This window comes from Actinoplanes sp. NPDC021490 (assembly GCF_055562135.1).
Genome location: NZ_JBVHFW010000019.1, coordinates 137,867 through 154,400 on the forward strand (window position 1 = coordinate 137,867; position 16,534 = coordinate 154,400).

Sequence of the window (16,534 nt, forward strand, 5' to 3'; positions counted from 1 at the left end):
AACGGATTATCTGTTACGGTCGGGCCATGAGTCCTTCCGTGACCCGTCGTGCGTCCGCCCTCGCGGTGCTGTGCGCGATGTCCCTGATGATCGTTCTGGACAGCACGATCGTCGCCGTCGCCGTTCCCGACATTCAGCGCGACCTGGGCTTCACCGCCGCCGGGGTGTCCTGGGTGGTGAACGGGTACCTGGTCGCGTTCGCGGGACTGCTCCTGCTGGCCGGGCGGCTCGGTGACCTGATCGGCGCCTGGCGGGTGTTCCTGGCCGGGCTGGCCCTGTTCACCGTGGCCAGCCTGCTCTGCGGCTTCGCGAGTACGGCGGGGATGCTGATCGCCGGGCGGTTCGTGCAGGGGGCCGGGGGCGCGCTGGCGGCGGCCGTCGTCATCGGCATGATCGTGCGGCTGTTCCCCGAGCCCGAGGCGCAGGCCCGGGCGATGGGCATCTACAGCTTCACCCAGGCCGGCGGGGCGGCGGCCGGGTTCGTGCTGGGCGGCATGCTCACCGACGCGCTCGGCTGGCCGGTGATCTTCCTGATCAACGTGCCGATCGGCATCGCCGTGTGGGTCCTCGGCCGCCGTCTGCTGCCCCGCGAGGCCGGGCTCGGGCCGGCCCGGGGGCTCGACGTGCCGGGCGCCCTGCTGATCACCGGGGGCCTGTCGCTCGGCGTGTACGCGATCGTGCGTACGGGGGAACCGGAAGCCGGACCCACCGCGGCCGTGACCGGGGCGATCGCCGTCCTGATGATCCTCGGTTTCCTGCTGCGGCAGCGCCTGGCCCGCCGCCCGCTGATCCCCCTGACGATCCTGAGCCGCCGCTGGCTGCTGACCGCCAACGCGGCCGTCGTGCTGGTGTTCGCCACCGGCATGGGCTTCCAGTTCATGAACGCGCTGTTCGTGCAGCGGGTGATGGGCTTCGACGCGCTCGGCACCGGCCTGGCCTTCCTGCCCACCCCGATCGTTATCGGCCTGGTCTCCCTGTTTGCCGCACCCCGCCTGACCGGCCGGTTCGGCCCGCGCCCGGTGCTGATGGCCGGTCTGATCCTGCTCTTCGCCGGTCTGCTGCTGCTCTGGCGCCTGCCGGTCGAGCCGTCCTACGCGACCGACATGCTGCCCGCCCTGATCGTCATGGGTCTCGGCGTCGGCGTCACGGTCCCGGCGATCATCATGCTGGCCATGGCCGGCGCCGCGCCGGCCGACACCGGCATGGTCTCCGGTTTCAGCAACACCGCGCAGCAGGCGGGCGGCGCGCTCGGCCTCTCGCTGCTGGCCGCTCTGGCCGCCGGCCGCACCGCGTCGCTGGCCGGTCGTCCCGAGGCCGAGGCCCTGCACGCCGGCTACACCCTGGCCTTCCTGGTGGCGTCCGGCTTCGTGCTGACCGCCCTGCTGATCACCGCGTTCGCCCTCCGAACCAAAGATCAGAATCGGACCGCAGACGTACGCCTCGTCGAGTGCTCAACCGCACCGGGTTAGCACTCCGCCTCCGGCGGCTGCCGCCCGCGACCCCCGTGGGCGGCCCGGCCGTAGCGCGCGACCGAGATGTTCCCGGTGGTCACCCGGGCCGCAGGCTGCGGCCTCGAATTCAGCGGCTGCGGGCCCGGCGTACGGGCTGGGGGCCCTGGTCTCGGGTGGTGTCGGCCAGCTGGGCCAGCGCCTGGACGAAGGCGGCCCGGGCGGTGTCGGGCAGGCTGCTGAGGGCGTCGGCGTGCACCTCGTCGACGATCCGCTGGCCCTCCTCGGCGGCCAGGCGGCCCTTCTCGGTCACGGCGATGACGCGCGCCCGGCGGTCGGTGGTGGAGGGCCGGCGCTCGGCCAGGCCGCGGCGCTCCAGGTCGTCGACCGTGCTGACCATGGTGGTCTTGTCGAGGTCGGCCAGGGCGGCCAGCTGGATCTGGGTGCGCTCCTGCTCGAGCGCGTGCACGAGGACGCACTGCATGCGCGGGGTGAGGTCGATGCCGGCCAGGGCAACGGCCAGGCGGTTGGAGAGCGCGTGCCCGGCCATGTTGAGCAGGCCGGTGACGTCGCGCTCGGTGCGTGCGGGAGCGGACATCGGCCCAGCGTAACGCGGATTATCCGGTAACGGATGATCCGGGGCCGGGACGGTCGGCGGACCTGCCCCCGTGTCGGCCCGCCGCCCGGCCCGGCGGCTCCGATGTGGACAACCGTACGATCCGCGACCGTTTCCTCACAACCGATTAACGATCACGCTCGCCGCGCGGGCCGTCGGTCAGGTGATCAGGGCCCGGCGGATGGCCGCCGTCAGCTGGACGCCGGCCACCAGAGACAGGGCCGTCCACACGGCGGCGGCCACGATGATCAGGGGTGGCCAGGCGGCCGCGGCGAGCAGGCCGAAGATGGCGACCAGCACACGGGTGGGGCGTTCGGCCACGGTGACCACGCCGATCTCCGACATGCCGGCGGCCGTCGCCCGGGCCCGGGCGTATTCCTGCAGCCAGGAGACGGCGCCCGCGGTGGCCACCAGCCAGCCGGGGGCGCCGGCCAGGAAGAACGCGACCAGCCAGGCCAGTTCGCCCACGCGGTCGGCGACCGAGTCGTAGACGTAGCCGAGCCGGGTGGTGCGGCCGGTGATCACCGCCACGGCGCCGTCGAGGCCGTCGGCCAGCGCGGCCACCAGCACCAGGACGGCGGCCAGGAGGGCGCCCCAACGGCCCAGCAGCACGGCCACCGGGACTGTCCAGCAGACGAGCAGACCGATCGTGGTGACAGACATCGGGCCCACGCGGTGACGGGCCAGCCACGAGCCGATCCCGTACGCGATCCGGACCCACCCGCGTACGAGGAAGGACGCCCGCCTCGGGTCGAAGCCGCCGTGCAGCCCGGACCACGTCGTGGCGTAGTCGTCCCAGAGCACGGTTACACGGCCGCGGGCAGGGGAGCCAGCAGCTGCCACACCTCGCGCGTCGCCGTCGACCGGTTGAGCGTGATGAAGTGGATGCCGGGCACGCCCTCGTCGATCAGCCGCGCGCACATTTCGGCGCACAGCTCGACGCCGAGCGCGCGGACCGCGGCCTCGTCGCCGGCCACCTTTTCGAAGCGGGCCAGCAGCGCCGGCGGGAACGGCGCCCCGGACAGCTGCGACGACCGCTCGATCGTGGCCATCCGGGTCACCGGCATGACGCCGGGCAGGATCGGCGTGTCGCAGCCGGTCGCCGCGACCCGATCACGCAGGCGCAGGTACTCGTCGGCGTCGAAGAACATTTGGGTAATCGCGAAGTCGGCGCCGGCGCGGCATTTGCGGATGAAATTGGCGGTGTCGGTCTCGATGTCGGCCGAGCGGGGGTGCTTGTGCGGGAACGCGGCCACCCCGACGCTGAAGTCGCCCGACTCCTTGACCAGCCGGACGAGATCCGCCGCGTACAGGACGCCCTCCGGGTGCTGCACCCAGTCGCCCATCGGGTCGCCGGGCGGGTCGCCGCGCACCGCGAGGACGTTGCGGATGCCCGCCCCGGCCAGCCGGCCGATCATGTTGCGCAGCTCGGCGACCGAGTGGTTGACCGCGGTGAGGTGGGCCATCGGCAGCAGCGTGGTCTCGGTCGCGACCCGCTCGGTGACGGCGACCGTGGTGTCACGCGTGGTGCCACCGGCGCCGTACGTGATCGAGACGAAGCTGGGCCGCAGCGGCTCGAGCTCGCGGATCGCCTGCCACAGCAGCCGCTCGCCCTCGGGTGTCTTGGGCGGGAAGAACTCGAACGAGAACGTCGGCACGGACCCCCGGACGAGATCGCCGATCGCCGGGGTCGCGGGAAGACGTGAGGGAAGTCCGAGAGCCACACGGTCACTCTACCGACGGAGTCCGCTAGCGTTCGTGCGTGACCTCGCCCTTGGAAGCCGCCGACCTGCGCGCCCGCGTCGACAAGGCGCTCGCCGTGTTCCTCGGTGAGCAGCATGACCGGCTCGTCGGAATCGACCCGGCGCTGGCCGCCGTGGCCGAGACGCTCGAGGATTTCGTGCTCAAGGGCGGCAAGCGGTTGCGGCCGGCCTTCGCCTACTGGGGCTTCCGCGGGGCCGGGGGCGCCGACTCCGGCCAGATCGTGGCCGCGGTTGCGGCGCTCGAACTGGTGCAGGCGAGCGCCCTGATCCACGACGACCTGATGGACCGGTCGGACACCCGGCGCGGCGAGCCCTCGGTGCACCGGCGGTTCGAGGCGCGGCACACGGCGTCGGGCTGGCGGGGCGGCGCGGCGGCGTTCGGCGACAGCGCGGCCGTGCTGCTGGGCGACCTGGCGCTGGTCTGGTCGGACGAGCTGCTGCACACCTCGGGTCTGGGCCCGGCCGAGCTCACCCGGGCCCGCCCGGTCTTCGACGAGATGCGTACGGAGGTCACGGTCGGGCAGTACCTCGACGTGCTCACCCAGGCCACCGCCGACACGTCACTCGAGCGGGCGGGCAAGGTCGCCCGGTTCAAGTCGGCGAAGTACACGGTCGAGCGCCCGCTCCTGCTCGGCGCGGCCCTGGCCGGGGCGAGTCCCGGGCTGCACGAGGCGTACTCGCGCTTCGGTCTTCCCCTGGGCGAGGCGTTCCAGCTGCGCGACGACGTGCTGGGCGTCTTCGGTGATCCGGCGCAGACCGGCAAGCCGGCCGGGGACGACCTGCGCGAGGGCAAGCGCACCTATCTCGTGGCCGCGGCGTTCGCGGCGCTGGGCGAGCCGGAGCGCGCGGAACTCGACGCCGGGCTGGGCGACCAGGGCCTCGACGACCGGCGCGTGGAACGGCTGCGGGCCCTGATCCGGGACAGCGGGGCGCTGGCCGCCACCGAGCGCCGCATCGACGAGCTGATGACGGCGTCGCTGGCGGCCCTGGAGGGTGCGCCGGTCGAGGCCGAGGCCCGCGACGTGCTGCACCGCCTGGCCGAGGCCGCGACCAAGCGGACGGTCTAGAAGCCGAGCGCCTGAGCGCGCCTCTTCACCTCGCGGGCGCGGTCCCCGCCGAGGCCCTTCGCCGCGTACCCGTCGATGGTCTCGTCGGGCTCGTACAGCCACCGGAGGGCTTCTTCGTCGTTATACCCGGCGTCGCGAAGCAAGTTCAGGACCCCGGGGAGGTGCTTCAGCACCGTGCTGTTGGCCACCAGGTCCGCGGGGACCACGCGGATGCCGTCACGGCGCACGGCGAGCAGATGCCCGTCGCGAATCATCTGGTGGACCTTGCTGATCGACACGTCGAGCTTCGCGGACACGTCCGGCAGGTTGATCCACTCGGCCGGGCCGGCGGTTACGGAATCGCTCACTCCTACAGCGTACGAGAGCCGGGAAGGAACCCGATGAGCCTACTCCGCAGGACCCGTACGGAGGTGGCCGGCGCGTGGCGTTCGCTGCGCTACGACATGGGCCGTTCGCCGGCCGAACCGCCCGCCGGTGGGCCGGACATGACCTCGACCGGGATGGGCACCTTCGGCCTGCACCTCCCCGTTGAGGACGCCACCGCGGCGCCCCCGGCCCGGCAGCCCCGGCGCGCCGTGGCGGTGACCGCCTTCGCGACCCTCACCGTGGTCGGCGCGGCCAGTGCCTATCTGGCCGTGGTGAACGGGCTGGGATCGATCATGACGGAGAGCACGGCCGCCGCCGGTGTCGCGCCGCCGCGGGCCGCGGCGGCCACCGCGGCCGGGATGGGGTCGTCGTCGGCCCCGGCCGCGCCCTTGCCGCCGCCCCGCACCACGGCGCCCACGGCGCCCGCGGCGCTCCGGGTGACGCCGCCCGCCGCGGCGCCGGTCGCCACGATCGCCCCGGTCGTCGCGCCGCCGGCGGTCGCCCGTCCGATCCGGACCACGAAACCGGCAAGTCCGGAATGCCACTGCAACCCGCCCGTTCCGACGCCGACCGCTCCGGCCGCCTCGCCCTCGCCGACCCGCTCGACGTCACCGTCCCCGTCGGAATCGGCGGCCCCGGAGAGCCCGGATCCGTCGCCCAGCGACTCCGCGGACCCGGCCGCCTCCGCTTCACCGAGCCGGTCTTGGGATGGCCGACGCCACAAGCGACGCCACTAAATCCGCTTTTGACGGGGCAGATCAGGCGGGGCGGAGTGATCGCCCGTACCCGTTTGGACTCAGCTGTGACATCCTGGACTGCCCCCAAGCGAAAGCCACATACACTTCACGCCGATGGACACCACAGTCGCCGACACGTTGATCGGCACGACGATTGACAGCCGCTACCGGATCACCGGTCGAGTGGCCCGTGGTGGCATGGCGACCGTCTACACCGCCACCGACGAACGACTCGAGCGCACCGTCGCTCTGAAGATCATTCACCCGTCGCAGGCGACCAACGCGCACTTCGTCGACCGGTTCACCGACGAGGCCAAGACGATCGCCCGGCTCACCCATCCCAACGTCGTGGCCGTTTACGACCAGGGCCGCCACCAGGGCCTGCCCTATCTGGTCATGGAATACGTGCAGGGCCGCACGCTGCGCGACCTGCTCACCCAGCGCCGCCGGCTCAACCCGGTCGAGGCGCTGGCGATCCTCGAGCAGATGCTCGCCGCGATCGCCGCCGCCCACCGGGCCGGCCTCGTGCACCGCGACGTCAAGCCCGAGAACGTGCTCGTGGCCGAGGCGCCCAGCGGGGGAGTGGCCAACCTGGTCGACGCCGTCGTCAAGGTGGCCGACTTCGGGCTGGCCCGCGCCGTCGAGGCGAGCAGCGCCGACGAGGGCGGCCAGCTGATGGCGACCGTGGCCTACGTCGCGCCCGAGCTGGTCACCGACGGCCACGCCGACGCGCGCACGGATGTCTACTCGGCCGGCATCGTGCTGTTCGAGATGCTCACCGGGCGGGTGCCGTTCGACGGCGACGACCCGGTCGCGGTGGCCTGGGAGCACGTCGACAACGACGTGCCCGCCCCGTCCAGCATCGTCAAGGGCCTGCCCTCGGTGCTCGACGACCTGACCGCCCGCGCCACCCGCCGCGACCCGGGCGCCCGGCCCACCGACGCCGGCGCGCTGCTGGCCGAGGTGCAGACCGTCCGCGACGACCTGGGCGCGGCCAACGTCGAGACCGCGCTGCTGCGCCAGGTCCCGCCCACGCGCGGCGCCGTCACCGACGCCACCACCGTGGTGCCCGCCGTCGGCGTGGGCGACCGTCCCCCCTGGGCCCGCCTGCCCAACCAGCCGGCTCCGCGCGGCCAGCAGTACACGGCCGGCCGCATGCCGCGGGCGAAGCGCGGGCTGGGCGGCGGCACCGACCGGCGCCGCATCCTGCTCAGCGCGGCCGTGGCCGTCATGGTGCTGGTCGTCATCGGCAGCACGTGGTGGGTCACCCTCGGGCGCTACACCGACTCGCCGGCCATGGTCAACATGACCAAGGCCCAGGCCGAGCTGTACGCGGACCAGCATGGCTTCGAGCTGTTCTACGGCGACGGCGCCTACAGCGAGACCGTCCCCAAGGACACGGTCGTCTCGCAGGACCCGCCGGCCACCGAGCGCATCGTCAAGGGCGGCGTCCTCACGGTCAACCTGTCGCTCGGCCCCGAGCGTTTCGCCGTGCCCGACCTGTCCGGCCTCGAGCTGGCGGCCGCCCGCGGCGAGCTCGAACAGCTGAACCTCAAGCTCAAGGAGGGCGCGGGTCAATACAGCGACACCGTGCCCGAGGGCGCGGTCATCGCCTCCGACCCCAAGACGGGCACCCAGCTCAAGCGGGGTGCGACGATCACCGTCGTGCTCAGCAAGGGCCGCGCCCCGATCCGGGTGCCCGACCTGACCGGCAAGAACATCAACGACGCCCGCGCCGACCTGGCCGGGCTGGGCCTGACCGCGGCCGAGGTCTACAAGGACAGCGACCAGCCGGCCGACACGGTCATCGGGCAGAACCCGAAGCCGAACACCGGCGCGACCAAGGACGACACGGTCACGCTCGACGTCAGCAAGGGCCCGCCGCTGGTCACCGTGCCCGACCTGACCAACCAGCCGTGCCAGCAGGCCAAGGGCGCGCTGGAGGGTCTGGGCCTGCGCGTCCGGGTCGACTTCAACCAGGACGCCATCGTCCGTAGTCAGCAGCCCGGCGGCAACACCCAGGTGCCGCCGCAGTCCGAGGTCGCCATCCAGTGCTTCTAGGTTCCCCGCCCGATCGCCGCATCGGTTCGCACACCAAGACGTCGGGCGGGCTGGCCAAGGCGGCCCTGCCCTACGTGGACGCCGCCGAGTCCGAGACGCTGCAGGTCTACGTCTCGAACTCGCGCGGGTGGGCCATGCCGCCCGGCGACCCGAAGCAGGACGTGCTGTTCCGCGACGGCATCGGCGAGCGCGGTGTCCCGGCGTACATCCACGCCTCTCTGCTGGTGAATCTGGGCTCCCCGACCGAGCTGACAGTGGAACGCTCGGCCGCCGTGCTGGCCCACGCGCTCGAGCGGGGCCGGGCCATCGGGGCGACCGCCGTGGTCTTCCACGCCGGCAGTTCGGTCGACGAGGCCCACGAGGACAAGGCATTCCACCAGCTGCACGAGGTGCTGCTGCCGCTGCTCGACCGGCCCGGCCTGCCCCAATTGCTGGTCGAGCCGAGCGCCGGGGGCGGGCGCAGCCTGGCCTCCAAGATGCAGGATCTGGCGCGCTACCTCGACGCCGTCGACAACCATCCCGGCCTGGGCGTCTGCTTCGACACGTGCCACGCGTGGGCGGCCGGGCACGACCTGGCCACGCCGGGCGGCATGACGGCGACGCTGGACGCGCTGGTCGAGACGGTCGGTCGCGAACGCCTCAAGCTGATCCACGCCAACGACTCCAAGGACGAGTGCGGCTCCGCCCGCGACCGGCACGAGACGATCGGCGCGGGCCGCATCGGCACGGCCGCCTTCGCCGAGCTGCTGACCCATCCGGCCACGGCCGGCGTCCCCGTCATCGTCGAAACCCCGACGGTCGAGCACGAGGGCCACGCGGCCGACATCGCCCTGCTGAAATCGCTCCGCTCCTGACATCCCGTTGTCAACGTTCTGTTGACTAGTATGGCGGCATGGCGGATCTGGACCGGCTGCGCGAGATCCCGGCCGCACGGGCGCAGCTCGACCTGCGGGAACTCGAACTGATCGACCGGGCCCGCCGCGACGGCGCGACCTGGGGCGAGATCGCCGGCGCGCTCGGCCTGGGCAGCCGGCAGGCCGCCGAGCAGCGGAGATTGCGGCTGGCCACGGCCGTGCCGACCACCCCCGATGCGTACGGGGAGAGCCTCGCCCGACTGCGGGATGCCGCCCTCGAGCTGCACCGCCGGGTGGGAGCCGACCGCCGCTGGGACCGCCGCTTCACCCGGGCCGTGCTGGTGCGCGAGACCCTCTCGGCGGTGCCCGGCGCGGCCGGCGGGGCGCTGTTCGCCCTGGCCGAATCCGTGATGGCCGACCTGGAGGCCGTGCCGGGGCCGCTGCCCGCGCCCACCCGGGCCGCCGTCGACCGGCTCCGCGCCGCACTGGAGGCCGCGTCACCCAAACGTTGACAGATTGCCGCTCAACTCTAAAGTATGTGAGTCCACACGACTCAACCTTCTTCGGAGGCGTCATGCGGCGCAACGCGGTCCTGTTCGTGCTGATCTCGCTGCTGTCCGGCTTCGGCAGCACGACCATGACCCTCGCCGCCGGCATCTGGGTGCTCGACCTGACCGGTTCGGTGAGCCTGGCCGCCCTGACCGCGGTCTGCATCTACGCCCCCACCTTGGCCGCACCCTGGCTCGGCGCCCTGGTCGACCGCCTGCCCCGGCGCCCCCTGGTGATCGCCGTCGACCTCGTCCTGGGCCTGCTGCTGCTCACCCTGCTGGCCGTCCGCTCGGCCGGCGCCACCTGGCTGATCTTCGCCGTCTTGCTGGCCCGCGGCGCGAGCTACGTGCTGATCGAGGCCGGCGAAAGTGCGATCCTGCCGTCCGCGCTGCCACCCGGCCGGCTCGGCGACGTCAACGGCTGGCGGTCCAGCGCCCAGGAAGGCATGAAACTGATCGCCCCGCTGGCCGGAGCGACCCTGTACGCCTGGCACGGCCCCGTCGCGGTGGTCCTGCTCAGTGCCGCGATGCCGTTGCTGACCGCGCTCTGTTACGCGGCGGTCCGGCTGCGGCCCACCGCCGAACGCCCGGACCCGCAAGCCCGCGCCGGTCGGCGCGGGCTGAAGGAAGGACTGCGGGCGTTGTTCAGCGTGCCCGCTGTGCGAAACCCGGTGCTCGTGGCCGCGGTGGCGATCGGAATGTCGGGGCTGAAGGACGCCGCGGTGCTGGCCCACCTCGTGCACGACCTGCACCTGCCGGCCACCCACCTGGGTTTCCTGGGCACAGCGCAGGGCGCCGGATCGATCGTCGGCGGCCTGGTCGCCGGTCGCATCCTGGCCCGCCGGCCCCCGATCACGGTGGCCGGCATCGGAGCTGTCGTCTTCGCCGCCGGTTGTCTGGCACAGGCGCTGCCCTGGTTTCCCGCGATGGTCACCGGCAGCCTGGTCATCGGCGTCGGCCTGCCCTGGACCCTGATCGCCGCCGTGACCGCCGTGCAGACCCTGACCCCGGACCACCTGCTGGGCCGGGTCGCCGCGACCTCCAGCACCGTGATGTTCGGCCCGGTCGCCATCGGCATTCCCTTGGGGGCCGCCGCGATCCACCTGGGCGCGGTTGTTCCGCTGGCCTTCGCGGCGGCGGCCAGCGTGGGGGCCGCGCTGATCGGCCTGCACAGCATTCGAACACCAGCAACAGCCCCGACCGCAGCACAGTGACCGCCGCAGGCTGCTTCGGTCTTTCGAGGGTGACCACCGAATGATGACCCGCACTGGGCCGTAGGAAAGAAGCGGCCGTGAGTGGTCACCGTTACCACCCACCTACCGCGCCCACACTTGCCGGTTCAAATCCGCCGGGCGCAAGCAAGTCGGCTCCCGTGCGCCCGGCGGGTCGTTCAATGAATGCGTGGTCAGGCCAGGCGGGTGGTAACGGTGACTACTCACGGCCGTCGTCAGCCGCCGGGTGGGTGCGGGTCATCATTCGGTGGTCACGCTTCAGAGCGGCATCGATGGGCTTCGCGGCTTTGTGGGGTGGTCGGGCTTCAGGCCCGCGCCGATGGGCTTCGCGGCGAGATCAGCCGCCGGTGGCCTCAGCGCGGCACCGATGGGTCTCGCGGCGTCGTCGGCTGCCGGGTGGGCGGTGGGCGCTGTCAGCGGCGGGTGAGCGCGTCGAGGTATTGGGTGACGTCGTCCACGTGGGGCGAGACGCAGCCGATGTAGTTGTCCGGGCGTACGAGGAAAAGGGTTGGCTCGTGGGCGTCGTAAATTGCCGCCACCGCCGGATCGCTGATGCGGTGGACGTGGCATTGGGCGGTCGATGAGGGCAGTTCGCCCGTCCAGTTGAAGGCCAGCAAGGTGAATTGGGGCCCGCGCAGCAGGTCGAAGAGCGGTCCGGGCGCCCGATCGCCCGCCCGGACCAGGCCCGGCGTGGTGCGGTGCTCGGCGGAGAGGGAACTGTCCCGGTAATGAAGTGACAACTGCCGCAGCGCGGGGTCGTCGCGGCGCATCGCGTCGTCCGCCGCGTCGACGGCCCGGCGGTGCAGGCGGGTGCTGATGCCCAGGACGCCGGCCGCCACGGGCAGGCGTTCCTCCTCGTACGTGTCGAGCAGGCCCTCGTACGCGAGCTTCCACCCCAGGTTGTAGGCGTCCTGGATACCCGTGTTGAGGCCCTGCCCGCCCGCCGGGGAGTGCACGTGCGCGGCGTCCCCGGCCAGGAACACGTGACCCACTCGATAACGCGAGACCATCCGGATGTTCGCCCGGTACAGAGACTGCCAGCCGATGCCGGTGACCTTCAGCCCGGCCGATTCCACCAACTGCTCGATCGACAGGTCCGAGGGCGGCGCCGTCAGCTGGAACGTGTCGGTTCCGGGCATGGGGCAGAGACCGAGCCGGAACGAGCGCTGGTCCGCGCCGGGCCAGATGTGCCAGTTGTCGCGGGTCAGGCCGGGCACCCGCACGTCGGCGATGATCATTTGTTCCGAGGGGAACGAGTCGCCCTCGAAGGGGATGTCGAGGGCCTTGCGTACGGTGCTTCGCCCGCCGTCACATCCGACGACGTAGCGCGGCGTGACCGTCTCGCCCGTGGACAGCGTGACGGCGTCCTGGGTGAGCGAGACGACCTCGACGCCGTACTCGACCGGGATGCCGTCGGCCAGCAGCTGAGCGGTGCGCCACTGCGGGTGCATCAGCATGTTGGGGTGTGGCACCGCGGGCGTCGGGTCGTGCAGCTCGTCCATCCGCTGCGTCATCTCTCCGCCGCCGGGCAGGTGGATGAGCAACGCCGGGTAGTCGCGGCCCGCGGACAGGAACGCGGGGAGCAGGCCGAGGTCGTCCAGGACCTCCTGCGTACGGGGCTGGATGCCTTTGCCCCGGGAACCTTCGGGCGGGCCCGGCGACCGTTCGACGATGCGGAACGGGACGCCGTGCCGCCGCAGCACCCGGGCCAGGGTCAGTCCGGTGGGTCCGGCGCCGACGATTAAGGTGAACTGAGATTCAGTGAACATAGATTCACCGTACGGGTGGCTGATAATCTGCGTCAAGTGGCAGGGGTTCGGAAGCAGCAGGCGGCACAGACCGAGGCGGAGCTCAAGGCGGCCGCCGTGCGGGTCTTCGAGCGGGCCGGTTATCTCAACGCCAAGATCACTGACATCACGGCGGAGGCGGGGCGGGCCACGGGCTCGTTCTACAAGCACTTCGCGAGCAAGGAGCAGCTGCTCGAGGCGCTGCTGCGGGACCTGCTGGCCGAAGGGGACGAGAGCGCCGCGGCCGAGGGGCACAGCGACGACTTCCGTGATCGCGAGGCGGTGCGCTACCACGTCGCGGCGTACTGGGGCTTCCATCGCCGGCACCGTACGGTCGTCGAGGCGCTGCGGCAGGCCGCCATCGTCGACGAGGGGTTCGCCGAGCGGTTCCGGCAGATGATGGAGCCCGATCTGCGCCACATCGCCGACCATCTGGCCAAGGCGGCGCCGTCGGCGGATCCGTACGTGCTGGCCTCGATCTTCACCGGACTGCTGTCGGCCTTTGCCGCCGATCACCCGCCGGGAGTGTCCGACGACGAGGCGATCGAGACGCTGACGTCGTTCATCCACAGAGGAATCGGGGCCGGATCCTAGGACCCGGCCCCGGAACTTCAGAGGTTCTTGCGGACGGCCTTCCGGTAGTCGCTGTTCAGCCGGCCGATCAGGGTGAGCGGAATGCCCTTGGGGCAGACCTGCGAGCACTCGCCCATGTTGGTGCAGCCGCCGAAGCCCGCGTCGTCCTGGGCCTGCAGCATGTCGATCACGCGGGTGTCGCGCTCGGGCTGGCCCTGCGGCATCAGGCCGAGGTGGGCGACCTTGGCCGCGGTGAACAGCATCGCCGAGCCGTTCGGGCACGCCGCCACGCAGGCGCCGCAGCCGATGCAGGTGGCCGCCTCGAACGCCAGGTCGGCGTCCTTCTTGGGCACCGGGGTGGCGTGCGCCTCGGGGGCGGCGCCGGTCGGGGCGGTGATGTAGCCGCCGGCTGCGATGATCTTGTCGAGGGCGCCGCGGTTGACGACCAGGTCCTTGACCACCGGGAAGGCGGAGGCTCGCCACGGCTCCACGTCGATCGTGTCGCCGTCCTTGAAGTGCCGCATGTGCAGCTGGCAGGTGGTGGTGGCCTTCTCGGGGCCGTGCGCCACGCCGTCGATCACCATGCTGCAGGCGCCGCAGATGCCCTCGCGGCAGTCGTGGTCGAAGGCGACCGGGTCGTCGCCGTCGAGGATCAGCTTCTCGTTCAGCACGTCGAGCATCTCGAGGAAGCTGGCGTCGGGGGAGATGTCCTTGACGTCGTAGGAGACCATCCGGCCGTTGTCGGACGGGTTCTCCTGACGCCACACGCGGACCTGGATGTCCATTACTTGTAGCTCCGGGTGCTCGGGTGGACGTACTCGAATTCGAGCGTTTCCTTGTGCAGGGTGGGCTTGGCGCTCTCGCCGGTGGCGTACTCCCAGGCCGCGACGTAGCTGAACTCGTCGTCGTGGCGCAGCGCCTCGCCGTCCGGGGTCTGCGACTCGGCCCGGAAGTGGCCGCCGCAGGACTCGCGGCGGTGCAGGGCGTCGATGCACATCAGCTCGCCCAGCTCGAAGAAGTCGGCGACACGGCCGGCCTTCTCGAGGTTCTGGTTGAGCTGCTCGCCGGTGCCGGGCACCTTGACGCGCTGCCAGAACTCGTCGCGCAGGCTGCGGATGAGCCCGATGGCCTTGGTCAGGCCCTCCTCGGTGCGCTCCATGCCGCAGTACTCCCACATGATGTGGCCGAGCTCGCGGTGGAAGCTGTCGACCGTACGGTCGCCGTTGATCTCCAGCAGGCGCTTGATGCGGCTCTCGACCTGGGCGCGGGCCGCGACGACCTCCTCGTGGTTCTCGGAGATCTTCTCGTAGGGCCCGTTGGCCAGGTAGTTGCCCAGCGTCGTCGGCAGCACGAAGTAGCCGTCGCCCAGACCCTGCATCAGCGCGGACGCGCCGAGCCGGTTGGCGCCGTGGTCGGAGAAGTTGGCCTCGCCCACCACGAACAGGCCCGGGATCGTCGACTGCAGGTCGTAGTCGACCCAGAGGCCACCCATCGTGTAGTGCACCGCGGGATAGATGCGCATCGGCACCTCGTACGGGTCCTCGCCCGTGATCCGCTGGTACATCTCGAACAGGTTGCCGTACTTGGCCTCCACGGCCTTCTTGCCCAGCCGCTTGATCGCGTCCGCAAAGTCCAGGTAGACGCCCAGGCCGCCCGGGCCCACACCGCGGCCCTCGTCGCAGACGTTCTTGGCCGCACGCGACGCGATGTCCCGCGGGACCAAGTTGCCGAACGAGGGGTAGATCCGCTCCAGGTAGTAGTCGCGGTCCTCCTCGGCGACGTCCGCGGCCGGCTTCTGGCAGTCCTCGGCCCGCTTGGGCACCCACACCCGGCCGTCGTTGCGCAGCGACTCGCTCATCAGCGTGAGCTTGCTCTGGTGCGTGCCCGACTCGGGGATGCACGTCGGGTGGATCTGCGTGTAGCACGGGTTCGCGAACAGCGCGCCCTTGCGGTGCGCCCGCCACGACGCCGTGACGTTGCAGCCCATGGCGTTGGTGGAGAGGAAGAAGACGTTGCCGTAGCCGCCCGAGGCGAGCACGACGGCGTCGGCCATCTCGGTGGTGATCTCGCCGGTGATCATGTCGCGGACGACGATGCCGCGGGCCTTGCCCTCGACGACGATCAGCTCGAGCATCTCGTGCCGCGAGTTCATCTCGATGTTGCCCAGGCCGATCTGGCGCTCCATGGCCTGGTAGGCGCCGAGCAGCAGCTGCTGACCGGTTTGGCCGCGGGCATAGAACGTACGGGACACCTGGGTGCCGCCGAACGAGCGGTTGTCGAGCAGGCCGCCGTACTCGCGGGCGAACGGCACACCCTGCGCGACGCACTGGTCGATGATGTTCACCGAGACCGTGGCCAGCCGGTAGACGTTGGACTCGCGGGCCCGGAAGTCGCCGCCCTTGACGGTGTCGTAGAACAGGCGGTAGATCGAGTCGCCGTCGTTGCGGTAGTTCTTGGCGGCGTTGATGCCACCCTGCGCGGCGATCGAGTGCGCGCGCCGCGGGCTGTCCTGATAGCAGTACGACTTGACGTGATAGCCGGCCTCGGCCAGCGTCGCCGCCGCGGAACCGCCGGCCAGGCCGGTGCCCACGACGATCACCGTCAGCTTGCGGCGGTTGGCCGGGTTGACCAGCTTGGCGTTGAACTTGCGGCGTTCCCAGCGGGTCTCGATCGGCCCCTCGGGCGCCGCGGTGTCGGCGATCGGGTCGCCGTCGTTCCAGAAGTCCGACATGTCAGTCCACCAATCCGACGAGAACCGCGAACGGCACCGAGAGGTAGCCGACGACCAGCACCACCGACAGCACCAGAGCCGTCGCCCGGGCATAGAACTCGCCGCGCGGGCTCTGCAGACCCAGCGTGCGCACGGCGCTCCACAGGCCGTGCCGCAGGTGGAAGCCGACCGCCACGATCGACAGCGTGTAGAACAGCGTCACGTACCAGCGGGACGGCGCGAAGTCCTCGGCCACGTTGCGGTACACCTCGCCGGTGACGCCGTGCGGGTTCAGCGTGAGCGTGGTCAGGTCGAGGATGTGGTAGATCACGAAGAGCAGGATGATGACGCCGCCCCAGCGCATCGTGCGCGCCGCGTAGCTGCCCTGCACCTTCGGCCGGTGCGCGTACTTGACCGGTCGCGCCTGCCGGGCCCGGCGGGTCAGGATCACCGCGGCCACGATGTGCCCGATCACCGCCACGGTCAGCACGAAGCGCTGGATCCAGAGGTACCAGCCGTCCGGGAGCAGCGGGGTGCCGATGGACCGCAGCCAGTGCGCGTAGTGATCAAAGGTCTCGGCGCCGAAGAAGATCTTCAGGTTGCCGATCATGTGCACATAGAGGAAGCCGACCAGCAGGAAGCCGGTCACCGCCATAAAGATCTTGAGGGCGACCGAGGAGCGCCGCCGGCTGAGTTTGCCCGGAGCGGACGCAGCCGCCGCCGACTTCCGGGTCGAAGTATCTACCGCCACCCCTTGGACGGTAGAAAGCTG

General features: G+C 71.3%; 16 protein-coding genes. 7 read left to right on the forward strand and 9 right to left on the reverse strand.

The window, feature by feature from the left end:
• Positions 1–26 precede the first annotated feature (26 nt).
• Positions 27–1,469, forward strand: coding sequence for an MFS transporter (locus ACZ3I4_RS38135; RefSeq protein WP_465386977.1), 1,443 nt, complete (start codon positions 27–29; stop codon positions 1,467–1,469).
• Between the two features lie 109 nt (positions 1,470–1,578).
• On the opposite strand, the gene ACZ3I4_RS38140 is transcribed toward ACZ3I4_RS38135, so the two are convergent.
• The 3 genes from ACZ3I4_RS38140 to metF form a co-directional block, all read right to left on the reverse strand.
• Positions 1,579–2,046, reverse strand: a complete 468-nt coding sequence (locus ACZ3I4_RS38140; RefSeq protein ID WP_465386978.1) for a MarR family winged helix-turn-helix transcriptional regulator — start codon at positions 2,044–2,046, stop codon at positions 1,579–1,581.
• A gap of 177 nt (positions 2,047–2,223) precedes the next feature.
• Positions 2,224–2,868 (reverse strand): CDP-alcohol phosphatidyltransferase family protein, encoded by a 645-nt coding sequence (locus ACZ3I4_RS38145; RefSeq protein ID WP_465386979.1) that lies wholly within the window; start codon positions 2,866–2,868, stop codon positions 2,224–2,226.
• Positions 2,869–2,870: 2 nt separating this feature from the next.
• Entirely contained in the window at positions 2,871–3,788 is a 918-nt protein-coding gene (metF, locus tag ACZ3I4_RS38150; protein WP_465386980.1) for a methylenetetrahydrofolate reductase [NAD(P)H], read from the reverse strand.
• A gap of 50 nt (positions 3,789–3,838) precedes the next feature.
• Here metF and ACZ3I4_RS38155 point away from each other — a divergent pair, with 50 nt between their 5' ends.
• Positions 3,839–4,894 (forward strand): polyprenyl synthetase family protein, encoded by a 1,056-nt coding sequence (locus ACZ3I4_RS38155; RefSeq protein WP_465387064.1) that lies wholly within the window; start codon positions 3,839–3,841, stop codon positions 4,892–4,894.
• On the opposite strand, the gene ACZ3I4_RS38160 is transcribed toward ACZ3I4_RS38155, so the two are convergent.
• Both ACZ3I4_RS38160 and ACZ3I4_RS38165 read right to left on the reverse strand, forming a co-directional pair.
• Positions 4,891–5,241 carry an Rv2175c family DNA-binding protein gene (locus ACZ3I4_RS38160; protein ID WP_465386981.1) on the reverse strand — a complete coding sequence of 117 codons (351 nt, stop codon included), beginning with the start codon at positions 5,239–5,241 and terminating at the stop codon, positions 4,891–4,893. The genes ACZ3I4_RS38155 and ACZ3I4_RS38160 overlap by 4 nt on opposite strands.
• Before the next feature lie 278 nt (positions 5,242–5,519).
• Positions 5,520–5,984: a hypothetical protein gene (locus ACZ3I4_RS38165; RefSeq protein ID WP_465386982.1), complete on the reverse strand. Its 465-nt coding sequence runs from the start codon at positions 5,982–5,984 to the stop codon at positions 5,520–5,522.
• A 127-nt stretch (positions 5,985–6,111) separates the two neighbouring features.
• On the opposite strand from ACZ3I4_RS38165, the gene ACZ3I4_RS38170 reads away from it, so the two are divergent.
• The 4 genes from ACZ3I4_RS38170 (at position 6,112) to ACZ3I4_RS38185 (ending at position 10,674) form a co-directional block, all read left to right on the forward strand.
• Positions 6,112–8,058 carry a Stk1 family PASTA domain-containing Ser/Thr kinase gene (locus tag ACZ3I4_RS38170; protein ID WP_465386983.1) on the forward strand — a complete coding sequence of 649 codons (1,947 nt, stop codon included), beginning with the start codon at positions 6,112–6,114 and terminating at the stop codon, positions 8,056–8,058.
• Complete coding sequence (locus tag ACZ3I4_RS38175; protein WP_465386984.1) at positions 8,049–8,912, forward strand: deoxyribonuclease IV; 864 nt, start codon at positions 8,049–8,051, stop codon at positions 8,910–8,912. The genes ACZ3I4_RS38170 and ACZ3I4_RS38175 overlap by 10 nt, the downstream gene beginning before the upstream one ends.
• Positions 8,913–8,950: 38 nt before the next feature.
• The gene (locus ACZ3I4_RS38180) at positions 8,951–9,424 is read left to right on the forward strand and encodes a hypothetical protein (protein ID WP_465386985.1); all 474 of its coding nucleotides are present in this window, start codon (positions 8,951–8,953) and stop codon (positions 9,422–9,424) included.
• Between the two features lie 62 nt (positions 9,425–9,486).
• Entirely contained in the window at positions 9,487–10,674 is a 1,188-nt protein-coding gene (locus ACZ3I4_RS38185; RefSeq protein WP_465386986.1) for an MFS transporter, read from the forward strand.
• A gap of 431 nt (positions 10,675–11,105) precedes the next feature.
• Here the strand turns inward: ACZ3I4_RS38185 and ACZ3I4_RS38190 are convergent, their stop codons facing one another.
• Complete coding sequence (locus ACZ3I4_RS38190) at positions 11,106–12,461, reverse strand: FAD-dependent monooxygenase (protein WP_465386987.1); 1,356 nt, start codon at positions 12,459–12,461, stop codon at positions 11,106–11,108.
• Positions 12,462–12,497: 36 nt separating this feature from the next.
• Between ACZ3I4_RS38190 and ACZ3I4_RS38195 the strand changes: the two genes are divergently transcribed.
• The gene (locus ACZ3I4_RS38195; RefSeq protein WP_465386988.1) at positions 12,498–13,073 is read left to right on the forward strand and encodes a TetR/AcrR family transcriptional regulator; all 576 of its coding nucleotides are present in this window, start codon (positions 12,498–12,500) and stop codon (positions 13,071–13,073) included.
• Between the two features lie 17 nt (positions 13,074–13,090).
• On the opposite strand, the gene ACZ3I4_RS38200 is transcribed toward ACZ3I4_RS38195, so the two are convergent.
• From ACZ3I4_RS38200 to ACZ3I4_RS38210, 3 genes are read right to left on the reverse strand one after another with little or no spacing between them, the layout of a single operon-like run.
• On the reverse strand, positions 13,091–13,837 hold the full coding sequence (locus ACZ3I4_RS38200; RefSeq protein WP_465386989.1) for a succinate dehydrogenase/fumarate reductase iron-sulfur subunit: 747 nt from the start codon (positions 13,835–13,837) through the stop codon (positions 13,091–13,093).
• Positions 13,837–15,783, reverse strand: coding sequence for a fumarate reductase/succinate dehydrogenase flavoprotein subunit (locus ACZ3I4_RS38205; RefSeq protein WP_465386990.1), 1,947 nt, complete (start codon positions 15,781–15,783; stop codon positions 13,837–13,839). The genes ACZ3I4_RS38200 and ACZ3I4_RS38205 overlap by 1 nt, the downstream gene beginning before the upstream one ends.
• 1 nt (position 15,784) lies before the next feature.
• Positions 15,785–16,513, reverse strand: a complete 729-nt coding sequence (locus ACZ3I4_RS38210; protein ID WP_465386991.1) for a succinate dehydrogenase cytochrome b subunit — start codon at positions 16,511–16,513, stop codon at positions 15,785–15,787.
• Between the last annotated feature and the right edge of the window lie 21 nt (positions 16,514–16,534).

What these genes read in the sequence shown, in the direction of transcription:
- ACZ3I4_RS38135 (WP_465386977.1), top strand. Translation starts at nt 27, where the DNA reads ATGAGTCCTTCCGTGACCCGTCGTGCGTCCGCCCTCGCGGTGCTGTGC.
- ACZ3I4_RS38140 (WP_465386978.1), bottom strand. Translation starts at nt 2,046, where the DNA reads ATGTCCGCTCCCGCACGCACCGAGCGCGACGTCACCGGCCTGCTCAAC.
- ACZ3I4_RS38170 (WP_465386983.1), top strand. Translation starts at nt 6,112, where the DNA reads ATGGACACCACAGTCGCCGACACGTTGATCGGCACGACGATTGACAGC.
- ACZ3I4_RS38180 (WP_465386985.1), top strand. Translation starts at nt 8,951, where the DNA reads ATGGCGGATCTGGACCGGCTGCGCGAGATCCCGGCCGCACGGGCGCAG.
- ACZ3I4_RS38185 (WP_465386986.1), top strand. Translation starts at nt 9,487, where the DNA reads ATGCGGCGCAACGCGGTCCTGTTCGTGCTGATCTCGCTGCTGTCCGGC.
- ACZ3I4_RS38190 (WP_465386987.1), bottom strand. Translation starts at nt 12,461, where the DNA reads ATGTTCACTGAATCTCAGTTCACCTTAATCGTCGGCGCCGGACCCACC.
- ACZ3I4_RS38200 (WP_465386989.1), bottom strand. Translation starts at nt 13,837, where the DNA reads ATGGACATCCAGGTCCGCGTGTGGCGTCAGGAGAACCCGTCCGACAAC.
- ACZ3I4_RS38205 (WP_465386990.1), bottom strand. Translation starts at nt 15,783, where the DNA reads ATGTCGGACTTCTGGAACGACGGCGACCCGATCGCCGACACCGCGGCG.